18 protein-coding genes and 1 riboswitch are annotated in these 18,336 nt (G+C 73.5%); of the genes, 16 read left to right on the top strand and 2 right to left on the bottom strand.

Going from position 1 to position 18,336, the window contains the following annotated elements:
- Positions 1 to 7: 7 nt before the first annotated feature.
- Entirely contained in the window at positions 8 to 1,021 is a 1,014-nt protein-coding gene (locus R2740_RS11055; protein ID WP_371302735.1) for a hypothetical protein, read from the bottom strand.
- A 165-nt stretch (positions 1,022 to 1,186) separates the two neighbouring features.
- A riboswitch (TPP riboswitch) is annotated at positions 1,187 to 1,292 on the top strand.
- Here R2740_RS11055 and R2740_RS11050 point away from each other — a divergent pair.
- The 5 genes from R2740_RS11050 to R2740_RS11030 all read left to right on the top strand — a co-directional run bounded on the left by R2740_RS11050 (position 1,282) and on the right by R2740_RS11030 (position 7,691).
- Positions 1,282 to 2,355 (top strand): thiamine ABC transporter substrate binding subunit, encoded by a 1,074-nt coding sequence (locus R2740_RS11050; protein ID WP_371302734.1) that lies wholly within the window; start codon positions 1,282 to 1,284, stop codon positions 2,353 to 2,355. Its footprint overlaps the riboswitch before it by 11 nt.
- Entirely contained in the window at positions 2,352 to 4,013 is a 1,662-nt protein-coding gene (locus R2740_RS11045) for an ABC transporter permease (RefSeq protein WP_371302733.1), read from the top strand. Before R2740_RS11050 ends, R2740_RS11045 begins: the two co-directional genes overlap by 4 nt.
- Before the next feature lie 2 nt (positions 4,014 to 4,015).
- Positions 4,016 to 5,041 carry an ABC transporter ATP-binding protein gene (locus tag R2740_RS11040; protein WP_371302732.1) on the top strand — a complete coding sequence of 342 codons (1,026 nt, stop codon included), beginning with the start codon at positions 4,016 to 4,018 and terminating at the stop codon, positions 5,039 to 5,041.
- 29 nt (positions 5,042 to 5,070) lie between these two features.
- A complete protein-coding gene (locus tag R2740_RS11035; RefSeq protein WP_371302731.1) occupies positions 5,071 to 6,111 on the top strand; it encodes a phosphatase PAP2 family protein in 1,041 nt (346 codons plus the stop codon).
- Positions 6,112 to 6,548: 437 nt separating this feature from the next.
- Entirely contained in the window at positions 6,549 to 7,691 is a 1,143-nt protein-coding gene (locus tag R2740_RS11030) for an NlpC/P60 family protein (protein ID WP_371302730.1), read from the top strand.
- Positions 7,692 to 7,694: 3 nt separating this feature from the next.
- Here R2740_RS11030 and R2740_RS11025 read toward each other — a convergent pair whose 3' ends face one another.
- Entirely contained in the window at positions 7,695 to 8,201 is a 507-nt protein-coding gene (locus R2740_RS11025; RefSeq protein ID WP_371302729.1) for an inorganic diphosphatase, read from the bottom strand.
- A 149-nt stretch (positions 8,202 to 8,350) separates the two neighbouring features.
- On the opposite strand from R2740_RS11025, the gene dacB reads away from it, so the two are divergent.
- The 11 genes from dacB (at position 8,351) to R2740_RS10970 (ending at position 18,303) form a co-directional block, all read left to right on the top strand.
- Entirely contained in the window at positions 8,351 to 9,865 is a 1,515-nt protein-coding gene (gene dacB, locus R2740_RS11020; RefSeq protein WP_371302728.1) for a D-alanyl-D-alanine carboxypeptidase/D-alanyl-D-alanine-endopeptidase, read from the top strand.
- 59 nt (positions 9,866 to 9,924) lie between these two features.
- Positions 9,925 to 10,950, top strand: a complete 1,026-nt coding sequence (locus R2740_RS11015) for a zinc-dependent metalloprotease (RefSeq protein ID WP_371302727.1) — start codon at positions 9,925 to 9,927, stop codon at positions 10,948 to 10,950.
- A gap of 12 nt (positions 10,951 to 10,962) precedes the next feature.
- The gene (tilS, locus tag R2740_RS11010; RefSeq protein WP_371302726.1) at positions 10,963 to 11,937 is read left to right on the top strand and encodes a tRNA lysidine(34) synthetase TilS; all 975 of its coding nucleotides are present in this window, start codon (positions 10,963 to 10,965) and stop codon (positions 11,935 to 11,937) included.
- A gap of 106 nt (positions 11,938 to 12,043) precedes the next feature.
- Positions 12,044 to 12,595, top strand: a complete 552-nt coding sequence (hpt, locus tag R2740_RS11005; protein WP_371302725.1) for a hypoxanthine phosphoribosyltransferase — start codon at positions 12,044 to 12,046, stop codon at positions 12,593 to 12,595.
- Between the two features lie 163 nt (positions 12,596 to 12,758).
- On the top strand, positions 12,759 to 14,795 hold the full coding sequence (ftsH, locus tag R2740_RS11000; RefSeq protein ID WP_371302724.1) for an ATP-dependent zinc metalloprotease FtsH: 2,037 nt from the start codon (positions 12,759 to 12,761) through the stop codon (positions 14,793 to 14,795).
- Positions 14,792 to 15,406, top strand: a complete 615-nt coding sequence (folE, locus tag R2740_RS10995) for a GTP cyclohydrolase I FolE (protein WP_371302723.1) — start codon at positions 14,792 to 14,794, stop codon at positions 15,404 to 15,406. Before ftsH ends, folE begins: the two co-directional genes overlap by 4 nt.
- Complete coding sequence (folP, locus tag R2740_RS10990; protein ID WP_371302722.1) at positions 15,403 to 16,263, top strand: dihydropteroate synthase; 861 nt, start codon at positions 15,403 to 15,405, stop codon at positions 16,261 to 16,263. Before folE ends, folP begins: the two co-directional genes overlap by 4 nt.
- The gene (gene folB / locus R2740_RS10985) at positions 16,260 to 16,664 is read left to right on the top strand and encodes a dihydroneopterin aldolase (RefSeq protein ID WP_371302721.1); all 405 of its coding nucleotides are present in this window, start codon (positions 16,260 to 16,262) and stop codon (positions 16,662 to 16,664) included. Before folP ends, folB begins: the two co-directional genes overlap by 4 nt.
- On the top strand, positions 16,661 to 17,233 hold the full coding sequence (gene folK, locus R2740_RS10980; RefSeq protein ID WP_371302720.1) for a 2-amino-4-hydroxy-6-hydroxymethyldihydropteridine diphosphokinase: 573 nt from the start codon (positions 16,661 to 16,663) through the stop codon (positions 17,231 to 17,233). Before folB ends, folK begins: the two co-directional genes overlap by 4 nt.
- A complete protein-coding gene (locus R2740_RS10975) occupies positions 17,230 to 17,709 on the top strand; it encodes a DUF3180 domain-containing protein (protein WP_371302719.1) in 480 nt (159 codons plus the stop codon). Before folK ends, R2740_RS10975 begins: the two co-directional genes overlap by 4 nt.
- A 9-nt stretch (positions 17,710 to 17,718) precedes the next feature.
- The gene (locus R2740_RS10970; RefSeq protein WP_371302718.1) at positions 17,719 to 18,303 is read left to right on the top strand and encodes a hypothetical protein; all 585 of its coding nucleotides are present in this window, start codon (positions 17,719 to 17,721) and stop codon (positions 18,301 to 18,303) included.
- Positions 18,304 to 18,336 lie beyond the last annotated feature (33 nt).

Raw genomic sequence — 18,336 nt, 5'->3', positions numbered from 1 at the left:
GAGTGCCTCAGGAGAAGGGCACGACCTCCCAGGAGAAGACCGTCGGGGTGTCCTTGTCGACGGTCACCTTGAGCCAGTCGTTCACCCCGGTCGACCCGTCGATGGTGACCCGGGTCAGGTTGGGCGCGGGGGTGCGGACGTCGTAGAAGTCGCTCCAGAACGAGCCGGCGGCGAGCGGCTGGTCGACGTGGTAGGCGTGGCTGTCGCCGTTCAGCAGCAGCACCGGCCCGCCGAAGCGCGCCGACTCGGCGGCGATCGTGCGCGCGATCGGCTGGAAGGCCGACCACTCCTCGAAGACCGGGTCGGGCACCGTCGGGTCGAACATGTCGGCCTGCATGGCCAGCACCACGCCCGCGGCGTGCTCCTGCCGGGCCTCGCGGAACGCCTGGCGGATCAGGGCCAGGTCGCCGGCGGTCCGACGCCGCTCCTCCACGAGCTGCTGCGGAGTGGGCTCGGTGTTGCCGGTCCAGGGGTCCAGGCTGTTGTTGCTCCCGACGACGTGGACATCGGCGAAGACCACGTCGGCGCGCTCGAACACGACGTTCTCCGGCAGGCCCCGACGGGTCTGGGCGTCGACCTTCATGGGGCGGCCGAGGGTCCGGCCCGGGTGGTCGAAGAACACGTGGCGGATCGCGGCGAGCCGCTCCAACGGGTCGTAGCCGCCGTTGTTGGGCCGGTGGCAGTCGGTCCACTCGTTGTCGCCGGGGGTGTAGACCAGCGGGTCCGCGAACCGGTCGAACTGACCGCGGACCATCGCGAAGTAGTCGTCGGTGCACAGGCTGGAGCCGGACTTGATGTCGCCGAGGTGGAGGGCCAGGCGGACGTCGGGGTCGGCGTTGATCTGGTCGACGACCGCCGGGAAGTGGGCGATCTGGGCGTCGCCGTAGGGGATGTCGCCGATGGTGGCGAAGGTGAACGACGAGTCGTGACGCTCGGGGCCGTCGGCCGACGCCGAGCCCGGGAGCAGGACGGCGGCGGTGAGCAGGGACGCGGCGGCGAGGGTGGTGGCGCGGACGGACACATGGCCTCCGGGGGTTCGAGGCGGAGCCGGGGTCGGCTGGGCGCTCGCCAGTCTGCTGGCGCCGGGTGACCGCGCAGTCACGCTGCGAGGTCGATTCGGTGACCAGCCGGTGACCGGCAGGCGAGCGCGCCGGGGATGCGCCGTGACGCGGCCGGTAGCATGGCCGGCACAAGACAGGGGAGCCCCTCGCGGGCTGAGAGTGCGGAACCGCCGCAGACCCTCCGAACCTGATCCGGTTAGCACCGGCGAAGGGAGTCGACATGAGTCACCCACGTCCGCGCCGCACGGGCCTGCTCCTCGCGGTCGCCGCGCTCGCCCTCGCGAGCTGCAGTCTGACCGCCGAGAGCGACGGTCCGAGCGCTCCGGCCACCAGCGGCGAGGCGGCGGGCGGTCCCGTCGTGCTGGTCACCCACGAGTCGTTCGCGCTGCCCAAGAAGCTGATCCGCGCGTTCGAGGCCGCCACCGGCTACACCCACGAGGTGCGCGCCAACGGCGACGCGGGCACGCTCACCAACAAGCTGGTGCTGACCCAGGGCAGCCCGACGGGCGACGTGGCCTTCGGCGTCGACAACACCTTCGCCTCGAGGGCCCTCGACGCCGATGTCTTCGACCCCGCCGACGTGGCGCTTCCTCCGGGCGCCGAGGCCTACGCCCTGCCCGAGGGCGGCGACCGGCTGCTGCCGATCGACAGCGGCAGCGTCTGCGTCAACATCGACACCACCTGGTTCCGCAGCCACCACGTCACCCCGCCCGCCACGCTCGCCGACCTGACCGAGCCGGCCTACCGCGACCTGTTCGTGACCCCGGGCGCCCCGACCAGCTCCCCGGGCATGGCCTTCCTGCTCACCACCATCGCGGCCGAAGGCGACTCCTGGCCGGACTACTGGTCCGCCCTGATGGCCAACGGCACCCGGATCACCAGCGGCTGGAGCGACGCCTACTTCGTCGACTTCACCCAGGGCGGTGGCGACGGCACGCGGCCGATCGTGCTGTCCTACGACTCGTCCCCGGCGTTCACCGTCAAGAACGGCCGGAGCACGACCAAGGCCCTGCTCGACACCTGCTTCCAGCAGGTGGAGTACGCCGGTGTGCTGGCGGGCGCCGCCAACCCGGCGGGTGCGCGGGCGTTCCTGGACTTCCTGCTCAGCCCGGAGGTGCAGGCCGCCCTTCCGGAGAGCATGTACGTCTTCCCCGTGCGCGACGGCGTCGAGCTGCCCGCCGACTGGGCCAGGTTCGCGAAGCGGCCGACGTCGCCGTACTCGCTGGACCCTGCGGAGGTCGACGCCCACCGCGACGAGTGGCTGACGACCTGGCAGGACGTCACCACCCGGTGAGCGGACTCACCGTGCGCAGCCGGGCCGAGGGCGCCCGCCTGCTCACGCTGCTCGGGCTGGCGGCCCTGCCGCTGGTGGTGCTCGGAGTGTTCTTCGTGCTGCCCGTGTCGGGCATGCTGGCGCGTGGGCTGTGGCCCGACGGGAGCCTCGACCTGGCCGGCGTCGTGGAGGTGTTCGGGCGGCCGCGGGTGCACCGGGTGCTGTGGTTCACCCTGTGGTCGGCCGGCCTGGGCACCCTGCTGTCCGTGCTGCTCGGGCTTCCGGTGGCGCATCTGCTCTATCGCCGCCGCTTCCCCGGCCGGGGGGCGCTGCGGGCCGCCCTGCTGGTGCCGTTCGTGCTGCCGACCGTGGTGGTCGGCGTGGCGTTCCGGCGGCTGCTGGCCACCGGAGGCCCGCTGGGCGGGCTCGGCCTCGACGGCAGTGCGGCGGCGATCGTGGCCGCACTGGTGTTCTTCAACGTGGCCGTCGTGGTGCGCGCCGTCGGGTCGACCTGGGAGTCGCTCGACCCCCGTCCCGCGGAGGCCGCCGCCGCGCTCGGCGCCAGCCCGCGCCAGGTCCTCTGGACGGTGACCCTGCCCGCGCTGCGCCCGGCCGTGGTGTCGGCGGCCAGCGTGGTGTTCCTGTTCTGCGCCACGGCGTTCGGCGTGGTGCTCACCCTCGGCGGGCTGCGCTACTCCACGGTGGAGACCGAGATCTACCTCCTGACGACCAACCTGCTCGACCTGCAGGCGGCGGCCGCGCTGGCGCTGTTGCAGCTGGTGGTCGTGGTGGCGCTGCTGCTGGTCACCCAGCGGCTGCGGCGCACCGCCGACCCCGCTCGTGAGCACCGGGTCGGCCACGCCCCGCAGCTGGGCCGCCGCGACCTCCCCGCGGTGCTGGTGTCGCTGGTCCCGCTGGCGCTGGTCGTCGTACCGCTGGCGGGGCTGGTGGTCGGGTCGGTGCGGGTCGAGGGGGAGTGGAGCCTCGCGGCCTACCGCGCGCTGACCCGCCCGACGGCGGTGCTGCCGGCCACCGTCCAGGACGCGTTGGTCACGTCACTGCGGACGGCCGTCGACGCCACCTGGATGTCGCTGCTGCTCGGTCTGCTGGTCGCCGCCGTGGTCACCCGTCGCTCCCGCAGCCGAGCAGAGCGCCGGACCCGCGCCCTGCTCGACGGGCTGTTCATGCTGCCCCTCGGCGTCTCCGCGGTGATGGTCGGCTTCGGCTTCCTGATCACCCTCGACCGGCCGCCGCTCGACCTCCGCGACAGCCCGTTGCTGGTGCCCATCGCGCAGGCGCTGGTGGCCCTGCCGCTGGTGGTGCGCACGCTGGCCCCGGCGCTGGGTGGCATCGACGACCGGCAGCGACAGGCGGCGGCGTCGCTGGGCGCACCGCCGTGGCGGGTGGCCCTGACCGTCGACCTCCCGGTGGTGTGGCGGCCCCTGCTCGCAGCCGCGGGGTTCGCCTTCGCGGTGTCCCTCGGGGAGTTCGGTGCGACCTCGTTCCTGGTGCGCGAGGACCACCCGACGCTGCCGGTCGTGATCTACCGGCTGCTGGGCCGCCCGGGCGACCTCAATGCCGAGATGGCGCTCGCGGCCTCGGTGGTGCTCGCCGCCACCACCGCTGTCGTGATGCTCGCGGTGGAGCGGCTGCGGGTGCGCAGCCTGGGAGCCTGGTGACCATGACGCCCGCGACGACCGTCGAGCACGCGGGAGAGCTCCGGCTGGAGGACGTCGGGCTCGACTACGACGGCGTGCCGGTGGTCCGCGACGTGTCGCTGACCGTCCCGGCGGGGGGTGTCCTCGCCGTGCTGGGTCCCTCGGGGTCGGGGAAGTCGACGCTGCTGCGCGGCATCGCCGGCCTCGAGCCGCTCACCGAGGGCCGGGTGCTCCTCGACGGACGCGACCTCGCGGGCGTCCCGACGCACCGGCGCGGCTGTGCCCTGATGTTCCAGGACGGCCAGCTGTTCGCCCATCTCACGGTCGCCCAGAACGTCGGCTACCCGCTGAAGGTGCGTCGCGCTCCCGCCGACGAGGTACGCCGGCGGGTCGCCGAGCTGCTCGACCTCGTCGGCCTCTCGTCCTACGACGACCGGCTCCCGGCGACCCTCTCGGGCGGTGAGCGACAGCGGGTCGCGCTGGCCCGGGCGCTGGCCGCCGACCCAAAGGCGCTGCTCCTCGACGAGCCGCTGTCGGCGCTCGATGCGACGCTGCGCGCCCGGCTGGCCGAGGACCTGCGCGGCATCCTCAGCGACGCCGGGACCACGACGGTGCTGGTCACCCACGAGCAGGAAGAGGCGTTCGCGGTCGCCGACACGATGGCCGTGATGCGTGCCGGCCGCGTCGTCCAGCACGGGTCGGTGGCCGAGGTCTGGCGGGCGCCGGTCGACGCCGAGACGGCCCTGTTCCTCGGCTACGCCAGCGTGCTGACCGGCGACGCGGCCGGGTCGGTGCTCGCGGCCGCGGGGTTGGCCACCGGGGGCGACGTGGCCGTCCGCCGGTCGGCGCTGCGCGCCGGTGGCGAGGGTCCGCTGTCCGGGGTCGTGGTGGCCGCCCGGTCGGCCGCCGAGCAGCTGCGCCTGCTCGTCGACGTGACCGGCGTGGGCCGCATCGAGGCGGTGGCGCCACTCGGCAGCCACCTGGGCCCGGGCGACGTCGTACGCCTCGCGGTCGACGCCACCCGGCTGGCCACCCTGGCCCCGTCCTGACCGTCCCCGGCCATCCCTAGACTGTCGGGGTGTATCGCCGCGCCCAGATCCTGCTCTGGAGCGTTGCGCTGTCCATGGGCGCCCTCGCGCTGCTGGCCGCCACCCATCTGGGCCGCGGTCTGGCCGACCCCGACGGGTTCCTCGGCCCGGCCTGGGTCCGACTGCCGATGCTGATCGCCGGGGCGTTCGCCGCCGACCTGATCCCGCGCACGCTGTGGGCGTCGCGGTTCCGGCCGCGGCTGATGCCCGAGATGATGCGCGCGCGGATCCGCCAGCACTGGACGCGCGAGCGGACCGTGCTGGTGATCACCGGCGTCGCGACGTTCTACCTCACCTACGTCAGCTACCGGAACCTCAAGTCGTTCCTGCCTGCCCTCTTCGGCGACCGCATCTATGACCGTGAGCTCTTCATCATCGACCGGGCGCTCTTCCTCGGGCATCCGCCGGCGGTGGTCCTGCACAAGGTGCTCGGCACCGACCTCAGCGCCCACTTCCTGTCCACGATCTATCTCTGGTTCCTGCCGCTGGTGCCGTTGGCGCTGACCGCCTGGCTGGTCTGGTCGCGGACCATCGGCTACGGCTACTGGTTCGCCACCTCGCAGTGCCTGGCGTGGTCGCTGGGCACCGCGTCGTACTACGCGCTCCCGACCCTCGGTCCCGGCTTCGAGTACTCCTGGCTCTACGGCGACCTCACCCCGACGGCCTCCTCGCAGCTGATGGAGGCGCTGATCTATGGCCGCAACGAGGTGATCAACGCCAACGTCCTCGAGGGCGCGGTGCAGTCGGTCGCCGGCTTCGCGAGCCTGCACTGTGCGATCACCATGCTGGTCGCGATGATGGCCCACGCCACGCTGCGGTCGAAGCTGATCTCGCGCCTGCTGTGGGCCAACTTCGCGGTGACCGTGGTGGCCACGCTCTACTTCGGCTGGCACTACGTCGCCGACGATGTGGCCGGCATCGTGATCGCCCTGGTCTCCTTCTACATCGGCGGCGTGGTCAGCGGTCAGAACTTCGACCGGCGGGCCGGCGCGCGGCCCGCCGAGGCGCCGCCGGTCCTCGAGACCACCTGAGCCTCGGCCGCCGACCCCGCCGGCTGCCGCGCGTCCACCCGGGCGACCTGGTCGCGTCGGCGCGCCTCGGACCCTGCGCCGAGGCGGTCGGACGAATGACAACGGTGTAGTTCGTCAAGCCGACACGCCGTGATTCCTGACGTTTTCTGTGAAAAGTGTTTCTTTTGTGACTGGAGCGCACTAGCGTGCCGGAAGTGCCTCGGGCGATGGGGAAGTCGCCCGAGGCGCCCCCACGACCTCACCACGACTCCACGCCGACGAAGGGGGCTTCGTGCCCGGACCGATCCGCCGCCGCGCGCTCTCGCTGACCGCGCTGCTCCTGGCCGCCGGCGTCGCGGGCTCGACGCTGACCGGCGTCGCCTTCGCCGACGGCGACACGCCCAGTCGTCCGGGAGGTCGCCGACGCCAAGGCGGCCGCCGACGGCAAGGCTCGCGACGTGGCTACGGTCCAGGCCGACCTGGTGCTCGCCAACGACGAGCTCCGGCGGCAGTCGATCGCGGCGGGGCAGGCCGCCGAGGCCTACAACGGGGCGCGCTACCACCTTCGGCAGGCCCGCAAGCAGGTCGCGCTGGCCGAGCGTCGAGCCGAGGAGGCGCAGTCCGACCTGGAGACCCAGCGGGCGGCGTACGCCGACGCGCTGACCGCCAGCTACCAGCAGTCGCCCGAGCTCAACGCGCTCTCCGCGATGGTCGACGCGCAGGGCTTCTCCGAGGTCGTCGACGAGACCTACACCATGGAGAACGCGCAGGACGCGATCGCGGCGAAGTTCGACGCCTACCGTGCCGCCTCCACGCTGGCCGACGTGGCCACCACCCAGGCCGAGCAGGCGCGGCAGCAGGCGAGCCAGGCCGAGGAGGCCGCGCGCACCGCGCGCGACGAGGCCCGCCGGGCCGAGGCCGCCGCGGCCGCCAACGCCCAGCAGGTGGCCGCCCGCAAGGCCGAGCTGGTCGCCGAGCTGGCGCGCCTGCAGGGCATCAGCGTGGCCCTGGCCGAGCAGCGGCAGAAGGCCCTGGAGGAGGCCGCCGCCGAGGCCGCGGCCGCCGCGGCCGCGCAGGAGGCGGCCGACCAGCCCGACACCACGGGGGGCGCCGCCGGCACCGACCAGCCCGCCGCCGACCCCCAGCCGGACCCGTCCCCGAGCCCCGACCCCAGCCCGGACCCGCAGCCGGCCCCGACCCCCGACCCGCAGCCCGCACCCGCCCCGCCGGCCCCGTCCGGCGGCGCGTCCGCCGCGATCGCCTTCGCCCGCGCGCAGCTCGGCGAGCCCTATCGCTGGGGGGCGGCCGGACCGGACGCCTGGGACTGCTCGGGGCTGACCATGGGAGCCTGGCGCGCCGGCGGGAAGTCGCTGCCGCACTACTCGGTGGCGCAGTACCAGCAGTCCACACCGATCTCCGCGTCGTCGCTCCAGCCGGGAGACCTGGTGTTCTGGGGCAGCTCGAGCAGCCCGAGCTCGATCTACCACGTGGCGCTCTACGTCGGTGACGGCAAGATCATCCACGCTCCCCGCACCGGACGACCGGTGAGCGAGGAGTCGATGTACTACTGGATCACGCCGAACTTCTACGCCCGCCCCTGAGGGTCAGCCCTCCTCGGGCTCCGCGTGCGACTCGGTGTAGCGCGCGAACGACGCGCGCACCTCGGCCTCGGCCTCGGTGCGGCCGGTCCACTCCGCGCCCTCGACCGACTTCCCGGGCTCGAGGTCCTTGTAGACGGTGAAGAAGTGCTCGATCTCGAGGCGGTCGAACTTCGGGAGGTGGTTGATGTCGCGCATGTGCTCGAGCCGGGGGTCGGTGACCGGCACGCAGAGCACCTTGTCGTCACCGCCCGCCTCGTCGGTCATCCGGTACATCCCGATCGCGCGGCAGCGGATCAGGCAGCCCGGGAACGTCGGCTCGCCGATCAGCAGCACCAGGGCGTCCAACGGGTCGCCGTCCAGGCCCAGGGTGTCCTCGATGTAGCCGTAGTCCGCGGGGTACTGCGTCGAGGTGAACAGCGTCCGGTCCAGCCGGATCCGGCCACTGTCGTGGTCGACCTCGTACTTGTTGCGGCTCCCCTTCGGGATCTCCACCAGTACGTCGAACTCCATCGCCTCTGCCTCCCAGGTCTTGCCGGCTCGTGCTCGCTCTGTGTCGCCACGGGGGTCGTCCGCGCGGGCGCCGCGGACCGACCACCATGGGCCGATGGGAGCAGTCTCCCGCACAATGGCGGTCAACGTGCACGAGGGGAGGGGATGGCGTGGCCCGACGCGGCCCGGACCGGCCCGACAACGGCGACTCCCGGCGCTCTCCCTGGCGCCGGCGACTCGCGGTGCTGCTCGGCCTGCTGGTCGTGGTGGCCGGCGGGTTCGCGGCGTGGGACCGGCTCGACCCCCAGGCCCCCAGCCTCCCGGAGCTCGTCGCCCCCGGCCCGGGTGAGTCCTCCTCGCCGACTCCCACGCCGACCCCGGAGCCCACGCCGGCGATCGTGGGCGTGCACCCACCGACCCCGGCGCCGCCCGCTGCCGTCGCGGAGCCACTCGAACGGCCCGACCTCGGCCGAGCCGACCGGGAAGCCGTCCGGCAGGCGCTGCGGCCCGGCCTGAGCGATCCCGCCTTCGGTCCGCACGTCGTCGCCCGGGTGGCCGAGCTGTCCGACGGGCGCACGGTCTTCTCCTCGGGGACGGCGCCGATCATCCCCGCCTCGACCCTCAAGCTGCTCACCTCGACGGCCGCCCTCGAGGCGCTCGGTCCCGACCACGTCTTCGAGACGCGGGTGCTGCAGGGGGCGGGCAAGCAGATCGTGCTCGTGGGCGGCGGCGACCCGACGCTGGCGAGCCGCCCGGACTCCGGCCCGGCGATCTATCCCGACCGGCCGGACCTGCAGACCCTCGCCCGGCAGACCGCCGAGGCGCTGGGCAGGGGCGCCACCGTGCGGCTGCGCTATGACGCCAGCCTGTTCTCCGGCCCGGCCGCGGCCCCGACCTGGGAGGCCGACTACGTGCCCGACGGCGTCGTGGCGCCGATCTCCGCGCTCTGGGTCGACGGCGGCCGCCCGGCCACCGGTTTCGGCCGGGTCGACGACCCGGCGGCGGCCGCGGCCGGGGTGTTCCGGCGGGCGCTGGAGCGGCGCGGCATCACCGTGGCCGGCCCCGTGCGTGCGGGACGGGCGCCGGCGTCCGAGGCGGAGCTCGCCACGGTGGCGAGCGCTCCGTTGGGACAGATCGTGGAGCGCGTGCTCGAGACCAGCGACAACGAAGGTGCCGAGGTGCTGCTGCGCCACGTCGGGATCGCGACGTCCGGCACCGGCTCCTTCGAGGCCGGCACGGCCGGCGTACGCGCCGAGCTGGGGAGCCTCGGCGTGCCGCTCAAGGGTGCCCGCATCCACGACGGCAGCGGCCTGTCGCGCGCCGACCGGCTCGACCCTGCCACGCTGCTGGAGGTGCTGCGCGTCGCGGCCGACCCGGGCCACCCCGAGCTGCGGGCGATCCTCACCGGTCTGCCGGTCGCCGGCGCCACCGGCTCGCTCACCGTGCGGTTCGCGGGCGGAGCCCTGCCGGGTCGCGGGCTGGTGCGCGCCAAGACCGGCACCCTGAGCGGGGTGTCCAGCCTGGCCGGGGTGGCCACCGACGCCGACGGCGACACCCTGGCGTTCGTGGTGGCCGCCGACCGTTTCGCCCTCCCGGACACGCTGGCCGTGCGTGCCGGGCTCGACGCGCTGGCCGCCGACCTGGCGCAGTGCCACTGCGCCCACGCGCGAGGCTCCGGCGGGTGAGGAGCGCGCGCAGCGCCCGTGTCGGGCCCACCCCAGGTGCCACCGCATAGGGTCGGCCCATGACGTCCATGGTCGACTGGGAGGTCGCGGTCGCCACCGGCACCCGGCTCGCGGGTGAGGGCCCGCCCGTGACCGCCGCCGAGGCGGACGCGTGCGTCGCCGAGCTCCGGGCGGGCGCGGAGCGCTCCACCGGGCTGGTGCGCGACTTCACCGGCCTGACCGCCGCCGAGCACACCGCACCGGTGCTCGTCGTCGACCGGGCCGCCTGGGTGCGCGCCAACGCCGAGTCGTTCGCCACCCTGCTCGACCCGGTGGCCGCCAAGCTGACCGAGCGGCGCGGCCCGCCGACCGGGATGGCGCTGGCGATCGGGTCGCGGGTCACCGGAGCCGAGGTGGGCCTGGTGCTGGGGTTCCTGGCCGGCAAGGTGCTGGGCCAGTTCGACCCGTTCTTCGACCCGGCCGGCCGGCTGCTGCTGGTGGCGCCCAACATCGTCCACGTCGAGCGCGAGCTCGGCGCCGACCCCACGGACTTCCGGCTCTGGGTGTGCCTGCACGAGGAGACCCACCGGGTGCAGTTCACCGCGGTGCCGTGGATGCGTGACCACCTCGCCGCGGAGATCGGCCGGCTGACCGACACCATCGAGCCCTCGAAGATGGCCGAGGACGTCATCGGCCGCATCGCCGAAGCGGTGCGCGGGGGCGGCGGCAGCATCGCCGAGGCGATGAGCACGCCCGAGCAGCGGGAGATCCTCGACCGGGTCACCGGGGTGATGTCCCTCCTCGAGGGGCATGCCGATGTGGTGATGGACGGCGTCGGCCCCTCCGTCATCCCGTCGGTCACGTCGATCCGCGCGTCCTTCAACCGCCGCCGCAAGGGTGCCGGGTCGATCGACCGGCTGCTGCGGCGGCTGCTCGGCATGGAGGCCAAGATGGCGCAGTACCGCGACGGCGCGGCCTTCGTGCGCACGGTGGTCGACAAGGCCGGGATGGCCGAGTTCAACGCGATCTGGGCCACGCCCGACCACCTGCCCTCCAAGGCCGAGATCCACGACCCCGACGCCTGGATGGCGCGGGTCCTGGGCTGAGCCGCCCCGACGATGGGTCTGCACCCCGCGGTGGCCGCCTGCCGGGCCGGCGTACGCCGTGCGCTGGCCGACCTGGAGCCGGGCGACGTGGTGCTGGTGGCCTGCTCCGGCGGCGCCGACTCGCTGGCGCTGCTGGCCGCCACCGTCGCCGAGGGCGAGCGCGCGGGCTGGCGGGTGGTGGGCGCCACCGTCGACCACGGGCTGCAGGAGGGCTCCGCGGCGCACGCCGAGCGGGTGGTCGCCCAGATGGCCGCTCTCGGCGTCGCCGAGACGGTCGGCGCGCGGGTGCAGGTGACCGCCGAGGGACTCGGTCCGGAGGCGGCCGCCCGGGAGGCGAGGTACGCCGTGCTCGGCGAGGTCGCCGAGCGGTTCGGCGCCGCGGCGGTGCTGCTCGGGCACACCCGCGACGACCAGGCGGAGACCGTGCTGCTGGGGCTGGCCCGGGGGTCCGGTGGGCGCGCGCTCGCCGGGATGCGGCGCTCCTTCGACGGCTACCGGCGGCCGCTGCTCGACGTGGCCCGCGACGACACGGTGGCCGCCTGCCTGGCCGAGGGGATCGACGTCTGGGAGGACCCTCACAACGTCGACCCGCGGTTCCTCCGGTCGCGGGTGCGCACCCGGGTGCTGCCGGTGCTCGAGGCCGAGCTCGGCCCCGGTGTGGCCGCGGCGCTGGCGCGCACCGCCGACGGGCTCCGCGAGGACGCCGAGCTGCTCGACGACCTGGCCGCGTCGACGTACGCCGGCCTCGAGCGGCCGCTCCCGGTCGCCGACCTGGCCACGCTGCCTCCCGCGCTGCGCCGGCGCATCCTCCGACTCGCGGCGCTGGAGGCGGGCGCGCCCCCGGCCGAGCTCTTCCGCGAGCACGTGCTGGCCGTCGACGCGCTGGTCACCGACTGGCACGGCCAGCGCTGGATCGACCTCCCGGGCCACGTCCGAGCCCGCCGCGACGAGGGTCGGCTCCTCTTCTCCGGCCCGAGGCTCCGATAGTCCGCTACGTTCGGCACCACCTGGGGCGCCGCAACCGGTGCCGAACGTAGCGGACTATCGCGGATGCCGTCGCCGAGCAGGAGCCTCGGCCCGTAGGCTGCCGCCCATGGATGCGTCCCACGTGGAGAACGACCTGGTCAACGTGCTCTACACCGAGGAGCAGATCCAGGCCAAGCTGGCCGAGATGGCGCAGCAGATCAGTCGCGACTACGCCGACGGCGACCTGCTGATGGTCGGCGTCCTGCGTGGGGCGGTGATGGTGATGGCCGACCTCGCGCGCGCCCTCGACCGGCACGTCGAGATGGACTGGATGGCGGTGTCGTCCTACGGCTCCGGCACCAAGTCGAGCGGCGTCGTGCGCATCCTCAAGGACCTCGACACCGACATCACCAACCGGCACGTCCTCGTCGTCGACGAGATCATCGACACCGGCCTGACGTTGAGCTGGCTGGTCTCCAACCTGAGCTCACGCAACCCCGCGAGCGTGGAGATCGCCACCCTGCTCCGCAAGCCCGAGGCGGCCCGGATGTCGGTTCCGGTCAAGTACGTCGGCTGGGACATCCCCAACGAGTTCGTGGTCGGCTACGGCCTCGACTACCGCGAGCGCTACCGCAACCTGCGCGACATCGGGACCCTCGCTCCGCACGTCTACTCCTGAGGGACGGCCTCGGCGACGGCCGGGCGGCACCGGCCTGAGACAATGGAACCTGCCCCGCGATTGCGGCGGTCCGTGTACCGTCGTCAGTCTCTCCTGGAAGGCAGGCACGGCAGGGTCGTCCGACCGTGTGTGCAGCCCACCCCCGACCGTGTGAAAGAAACCTGTGAAGCGTTTGTTCAAGGGTCCCTGGCTGTGGATCATCCTGGCCGTCGCCGGTGTCCTGGTGGCGTTGCAGTTCATCGCGCCCAACGGCGGCTACGACGAGATCGACACCTCCCGGATGCAGAGCTACATCGACAGCGGGCAGGTCAAGGAGATCAGCTTCATCGACGGTGACCAGGAGATCAAGGCGACCCTGGACGACTCGGTGCAGCGCAGCGGCGGACTCAAGGTCTCCACGCACTGGATCGACGGGCAGCAGGAGTCGATCCTGGCCTCGGTCGCCGAGCAGGTGCAGGCCGGCAAGATCGAGTCGGCCAACTCCGAGAACCCGCAGCCCAGCCTGATCACCTCGCTGCTGTTCAGCCTGCTTCCGTTCGTGATCATCGTGCTGGTGTTCCTCTGGCTGATGAACCAGGTGCAGGGCGGCACCGGCCGCGGCGTGATGCAGTTCGGCAAGTCCAAGGCCAAGCTGATCTCCAAGGACATGCCGAAGTCGACGTTCGCCGACGTGGCGGGCTGCGAGGAGGCCATCGAGGAGCTCGGCGAGATCAAGGAGTTCCTCCAGGAGCCCGGCAAGTTCCAGGCGGTCGGCGCCAAGATCCCCAAGGGCGTGCTGCTCTACGGCCAGCCGGGCACCGGCAAGACGCTGCTGGCGCGCGCGGTCGCGGGAGAGGCCGGCGTCCCGTTCTACTCCATCTCCGGCTCGGACTTCGTCGAGATGTTCGTGGGTGTCGGCGCCAGCCGGGTCCGCGACCTGTTCGAGCAGGCCAAGGAGAACGCCCCGGCCATCGTCTTCATCGACGAGATCGACGCCGTGGGCCGGCACCGCGGCGCCGGCATGGGTGGCGGTCACGACGAGCGGGAGCAGACCCTCAACCAGCTGCTGGTCGAGATGGACGGCTTCGACGTCCGCGGCGGCGTGATCCTGATCGCCGCCACCAACCGTCCCGACGTCCTCGACCCCGCGCTGCTCCGGCCCGGTCGCTTCGACCGCCAGATCCAGGTCGACGCCCCCGACCTCAACGGCCGCTTCAAGATCCTGCAGGTCCACGCGCGCGGCAAGCCGATGTCGCCCGACATCGACCTGATGAGCGTCGCCCGCCGCACCCCGGGCTTCACCGGTGCCGACCTCGCCAACGTCCTCAACGAGGCCGCGCTGCTCACCGCCCGCAGCAACGCCCGGCTGATCACCGAGGAGTCGCTCGACGAGGCGATCGACCGGGTGATCGCCGGTCCGCAGCGGCGTACCCGCCTGATGAGCGAGAAGGAGAAGCTCATCACCGCCTACCACGAGGGCGGCCACGCCCTGGTCGCGGCGGCGCTGCCCGGCAACGACCCGGTGCACAAGGTGACGATCCTGCCGCGCGGGCGCGCGCTGGGCTACACGATGGTGCTGCCCGATGAGGACAAGTACGCCCGCACCCGCGGCGAGATGCTCGACCAGCTCGCCTACATGCTCGGTGGCCGCGCCGCGGAGGAGCTGGTCTTCCACGACCCGACGACCGGTGCCGGCAACGACATCGAGAAGGCCACCGCGCTGGCCCGGGCGATGGTGACCCAGTTCGGCATGACCGAGCGGCTCGGCGCCATCAAGCTCGGCGACTCCAACTCCGAGCCGTTCCTCGGCCGCGACCTCGGCCACAGCCGCAACTACTCCGAGGAGGTCGCCGCCGTCGTCGACGCGGAGACCAAGAAGCTGCTGGCCGACGCCCACCAGGAGGCCTCCGACATCCTCGAGGAGAACCGCGACGTCCTCGACTCGCTGGTGCTCGAGCTGATCGACAAGGAGACGCTGGACAAGGAGGAGGTCGCTCGGGTCTTCGAGCCCCTGCGGCGCCGCCCGGTCCGGCCGGCCTGGACCGGCTCGCCGACCCGCAGCCCGTCCGACATCCCGCCCGTGGAGATCCCGCAGGAGATCCGCGACCGGGCGGCGGCCAACGGCGTCCCCGCGGCCACGCCCCAGGGCGGCGCGGTGGTGACCCCGCCCGGGCCCGGAGGTGACGTCCACGACCCGGGGCTGACTCCCCCCTCCGCGTGACCGACCCGATCAGTCTTCCCGAGCCGGCCGTCGACGCGGTGCCGCCGTTCGACCACGAGCGCGCCGCCGCAGCCGTGCGCGAGCTGCTGATCGCGATCGGCGAGGACCCCGATCGCGAGGGGCTCCAGGACACCCCCGCGAGGGTGGCCCGGGCCTATGCCGAGCTGACGGCCGGGCTCCGGATGCGGCCCGAGGACGTGCTGACCACGACCTTCGACCTCGGCCACGACGAGATGGTGCTGGTGCGCGACATCGAGCTCTGGTCGATGTGTGAGCACCATCTGGTGCCGTTCACCGGGGTCGCCCACGTGGGCTACATCCCGGCCACCTCCGGCAAGATCACCGGGCTCTCCAAGCTGGCCCGCCTGGTCGACGTCTATGCCAAGCGGCCGCAGGTCCAGGAGCGGCTCACCACCCAGATCGCCGACGCCCTCGGGGAGATCCTCGACGCCCGCGGCGTGCTCGTGGTGATCGAGGCCGAGCACCTCTGCATGACCATGCGCGGCGTGCGCAAGGCCGGCGCCCGCACCGTCACCTCCGCCGTGCGCGGCCAGATGCGCGACCTGGCCACCCGCAACGAGGCGATGGCCCTGATCCACCGGCGGCCATGACGACGGCCCCGTTCGACGTCTCCGCCGACGTGGGGCGCCCGCGGGTGATGGGGATCCTCAACGTCACCCCCGACTCGTTCTCCGACGGCGGTCTGTGGGCCGACACCGAGAGCGCGATCGCGCACGGGCTGCGGCTCGCGGCCGACGGCGCCGACCTGGTCGACGTCGGCGGGGAGTCGACCCGACCCGGTGCGGTCCGGCCGCCCCTGGCGGAGGAGCTCGACCGGGTGGTGCCGGTGGTGGCCGGGCTGGTGGCCGAGGGGGTGACCGTCTCGGTCGACACGATGCGGGCCGAGGTGGCGCGCGCGGCGGTCGAGGCGGGCGCGGCCCTGGTCAACGACGTCTCCGGGGGGCTGGCCGACCCGGCCGTCCTCGACGTGGTGGCCGCCAGCGGGTCGGCGTACGTCGCCATGCACTGGCGCGCCCACAGCGACCGCATGCAGGCCCTCGCCACGTACGACGGCCCCGGCGGGGTCGTCGCGGCCGTCTGCGCCGAGCTGACCGACCGGCTCGACGCCTGCGACGCGGCGGGCATCCCCCGTGACCGGGTCGTGCTCGACCCGGGCCTCGGCTTCGCCAAGACCGCCGAGCACAACTGGCAGCTGCTCCGCGCCTGGCCCCTGCTGGAGGGGCTCGGCCGGCCGCTGCTGCTCGGCGCCTCCCGCAAGTCGTTCCTCGGGTCGTTGCTGGCCGACGCCGCGGGTGAGCCGCGCCCTCCGGCCGGACGCGAGCACGCCCACGCCGCGCTCGTCGGACTGCTGGCCGGCCGGGTCTGGGGGTTCCGGGTGCACGACGTCCTGGCGACCTGCGACGCGTTGGCGGTGGCGGCGCGCATGACACAGGAGGCACCCCGATGAGCGACCACAGCGGCGCCACCACCGACGGCGTCCCCCCCGACACCCTCGCGGTCACCGGCATCGTCTGCTTCGCCCACCACGGGGTCTTCGACCACGAGCGCCGCGACGGGCAGCGGTTCGTGATCGACCTCCTGCTGGGCGTCGACACCCGGGCGGCGGCCGCCACGGACGACTTGCGCGACACCGTCGACTACGGAAGCCTCGTGGGCGCGGTCGTGGCCGCGGTCGAACGAGACCCGGTCGACCTCATCGAGACGCTGGCGGACAGGGTCGCCGCCACCTGCCTGGAGGCCCCCCTGGTTGACTGGGCGAGGGTGACCGTCCACAAACCGGACGCACCCATCGAGGCGACGTTCACCGACGTCGCGCTGACGATCACGAGGAGACGAGGGCAGCAGTGACCGAGACCCCCAACCCCCACATCGTCGACGCCGACACCATCACCGGCGAGATGCGGCCGATCCGCCGGGTGGTCGTGGCCCTCGGCTCCAACCTGGGCGACCGGATGGCGAGCATCCAGGGCGCGGTCGTCTCGCTGGCCGACACCCCCGACGTCTGGCTCACCGCGGTGTCGCCGGTCTACGAGACCGAGCCGGTCGACTCACCCGACGACGCCGGTCTCTACCTCAATGCCGTCGTGCTGATGGACACCACCCTGCCCGCGCACCGCCTGCTCGACCGGGCGATGGCGATCGAGCAGGCCTATGACCGGGAGCGGGTCGAGGGCGTGCCCAACGCGGCGCGCACCCTCGACGTCGACCTGATCGTGGTCGGCGACCGCCGCTCCGACACCGACGCCCTGCGGCTGCCGCACCCGCGCGCCGCCGAGCGTGCCTTCGTGCTGAGGCCGTGGCACGACCTCGAGCCCGACGCCGTCCTGCCCGGGAGCGGGCCGGTCGCCGCCCTGCGCGACGCCGCTCCCGACGGCGGCCTGGTGCGGCGCGACGACCTGGTGCTCGAGCTCCCGTGACGGAGGAGCCCGACGAGCCGCAGGGAAGACTGCGGCCGGTCTCCCCGGCTGCCCTCGTCGGGCTCGCCCTCGTCGGGGTCCTGCTGGGCTGGCTGGCCCATCCGCTGCTGCAGCGTTGGCTGGGCGTGGCGCCGATCGTGACCTGGCTCCCGGCGCTGCTGTTCGGCTTCGTCGCGGCCATCCTGCTGGTCGCCGTCCGTGGCACCCGCCGGGCGCAGGACGGCTCGCGACCGCGCCCCGACCCCCAGCACATGGTCAACCGGTTCGTGCTGGCCCGGTCGACCGCGTTGGTCGGGTCGCTGGTGTCCGGCGGCTACGCCGGATATGCGCTCAGCTGGCTCGGTCTGGAGGCCGAGCTGGCCTCCCAACGCGTGGTCAGGTCGGGCGTGGCGGCCCTGACGGCCGTCGCCATGGTCGTCGCAGCCGTCTTGCTCGAGCGCGCGTGTCGCGTCCGTTCGGAGGACGACGACCTTTAATCTGCCCCCATGGCATCTTCCCCCTCCGCCCGCCGCCGCCAGCGCAGCACCCGCCTCGTGGCTGCTGTCGCCCTCCTGCTTGTCGCCGCCGGTTCCGTGACCGGTGCGATCATGTCCGGCTCGCCGGTCCTCATCTCCATCGCTGCGATCGCCGCCGTCGTCCTCGGGGTGATCGCGACCCGCGTCACGCACAGTGAGCTGATGCTCTCGCGGCGCGAGGGCTACGGCGGCCTGGCCCGTCAGGCCCAGGCCTACGCCGCCCTCACCGAGGCCCGCTCCGAGGAGAACTCCCGCTTCGTGGCCTCCCTGCGTGAGCGCATCGAGCTCGGCGCCGTGGCGCTCGAGCAGATCGAGGAAGCGCTGTGCGCCGCTCAGCGCCGCGCGGCCGAGGCCGCCCGGGTGATCCGCTCCGAGGGTGCTCGCGCCGACCGCGCCGAGGCCGAGGGACAGGCCTTCGCCCGTCGCCTCGAGGAGGCCGAGGAGCTGGCCGCCGAGGCCGTCGTACGCGTCGCCGAGCTGGAGCAGGAGCGCGACCTGCTGCGCGCCGAGCTGGACGCCTGGCAGTCTGCCCCCGCCTTCCGCAAGCACGCCTGACCCCGCGCTGACGCGTCGCAGACGGGCACGACC

Source organism: Nocardioides sp. (assembly GCF_041393715.1).
GTDB lineage: Bacteria > Actinomycetota > Actinomycetes > Propionibacteriales > Nocardioidaceae > Nocardioides.
The sequence above is the reverse complement of the archived record's forward strand: the minus strand, read 5'-3'. Positions and strand labels throughout refer to the sequence as shown.

Bases quoted from the DNA above. Each gene is read 5' to 3' on its own strand.
- R2740_RS11050 (WP_371302734.1), top strand. From the start codon at position 1,282: ATGAGTCACCCACGTCCGCGCCGCACGGGCCTGCTCCTCGCGGTCGCC.
- R2740_RS11040 (WP_371302732.1), top strand. From the start codon at position 4,016: ATGACGCCCGCGACGACCGTCGAGCACGCGGGAGAGCTCCGGCTGGAG.
- R2740_RS11025 (WP_371302729.1), bottom strand. From the start codon at position 8,201: ATGGAGTTCGACGTACTGGTGGAGATCCCGAAGGGGAGCCGCAACAAG.
- R2740_RS11015 (WP_371302727.1), top strand. From the start codon at position 9,925: ATGACGTCCATGGTCGACTGGGAGGTCGCGGTCGCCACCGGCACCCGG.
- tilS (WP_371302726.1), top strand. From the start codon at position 10,963: ATGGGTCTGCACCCCGCGGTGGCCGCCTGCCGGGCCGGCGTACGCCGT.
- hpt (WP_371302725.1), top strand. From the start codon at position 12,044: ATGGATGCGTCCCACGTGGAGAACGACCTGGTCAACGTGCTCTACACC.
- folP (WP_371302722.1), top strand. From the start codon at position 15,403: ATGACGACGGCCCCGTTCGACGTCTCCGCCGACGTGGGGCGCCCGCGG.
- folB (WP_371302721.1), top strand. From the start codon at position 16,260: ATGAGCGACCACAGCGGCGCCACCACCGACGGCGTCCCCCCCGACACC.
- R2740_RS10970 (WP_371302718.1), top strand. From the start codon at position 17,719: ATGGCATCTTCCCCCTCCGCCCGCCGCCGCCAGCGCAGCACCCGCCTC.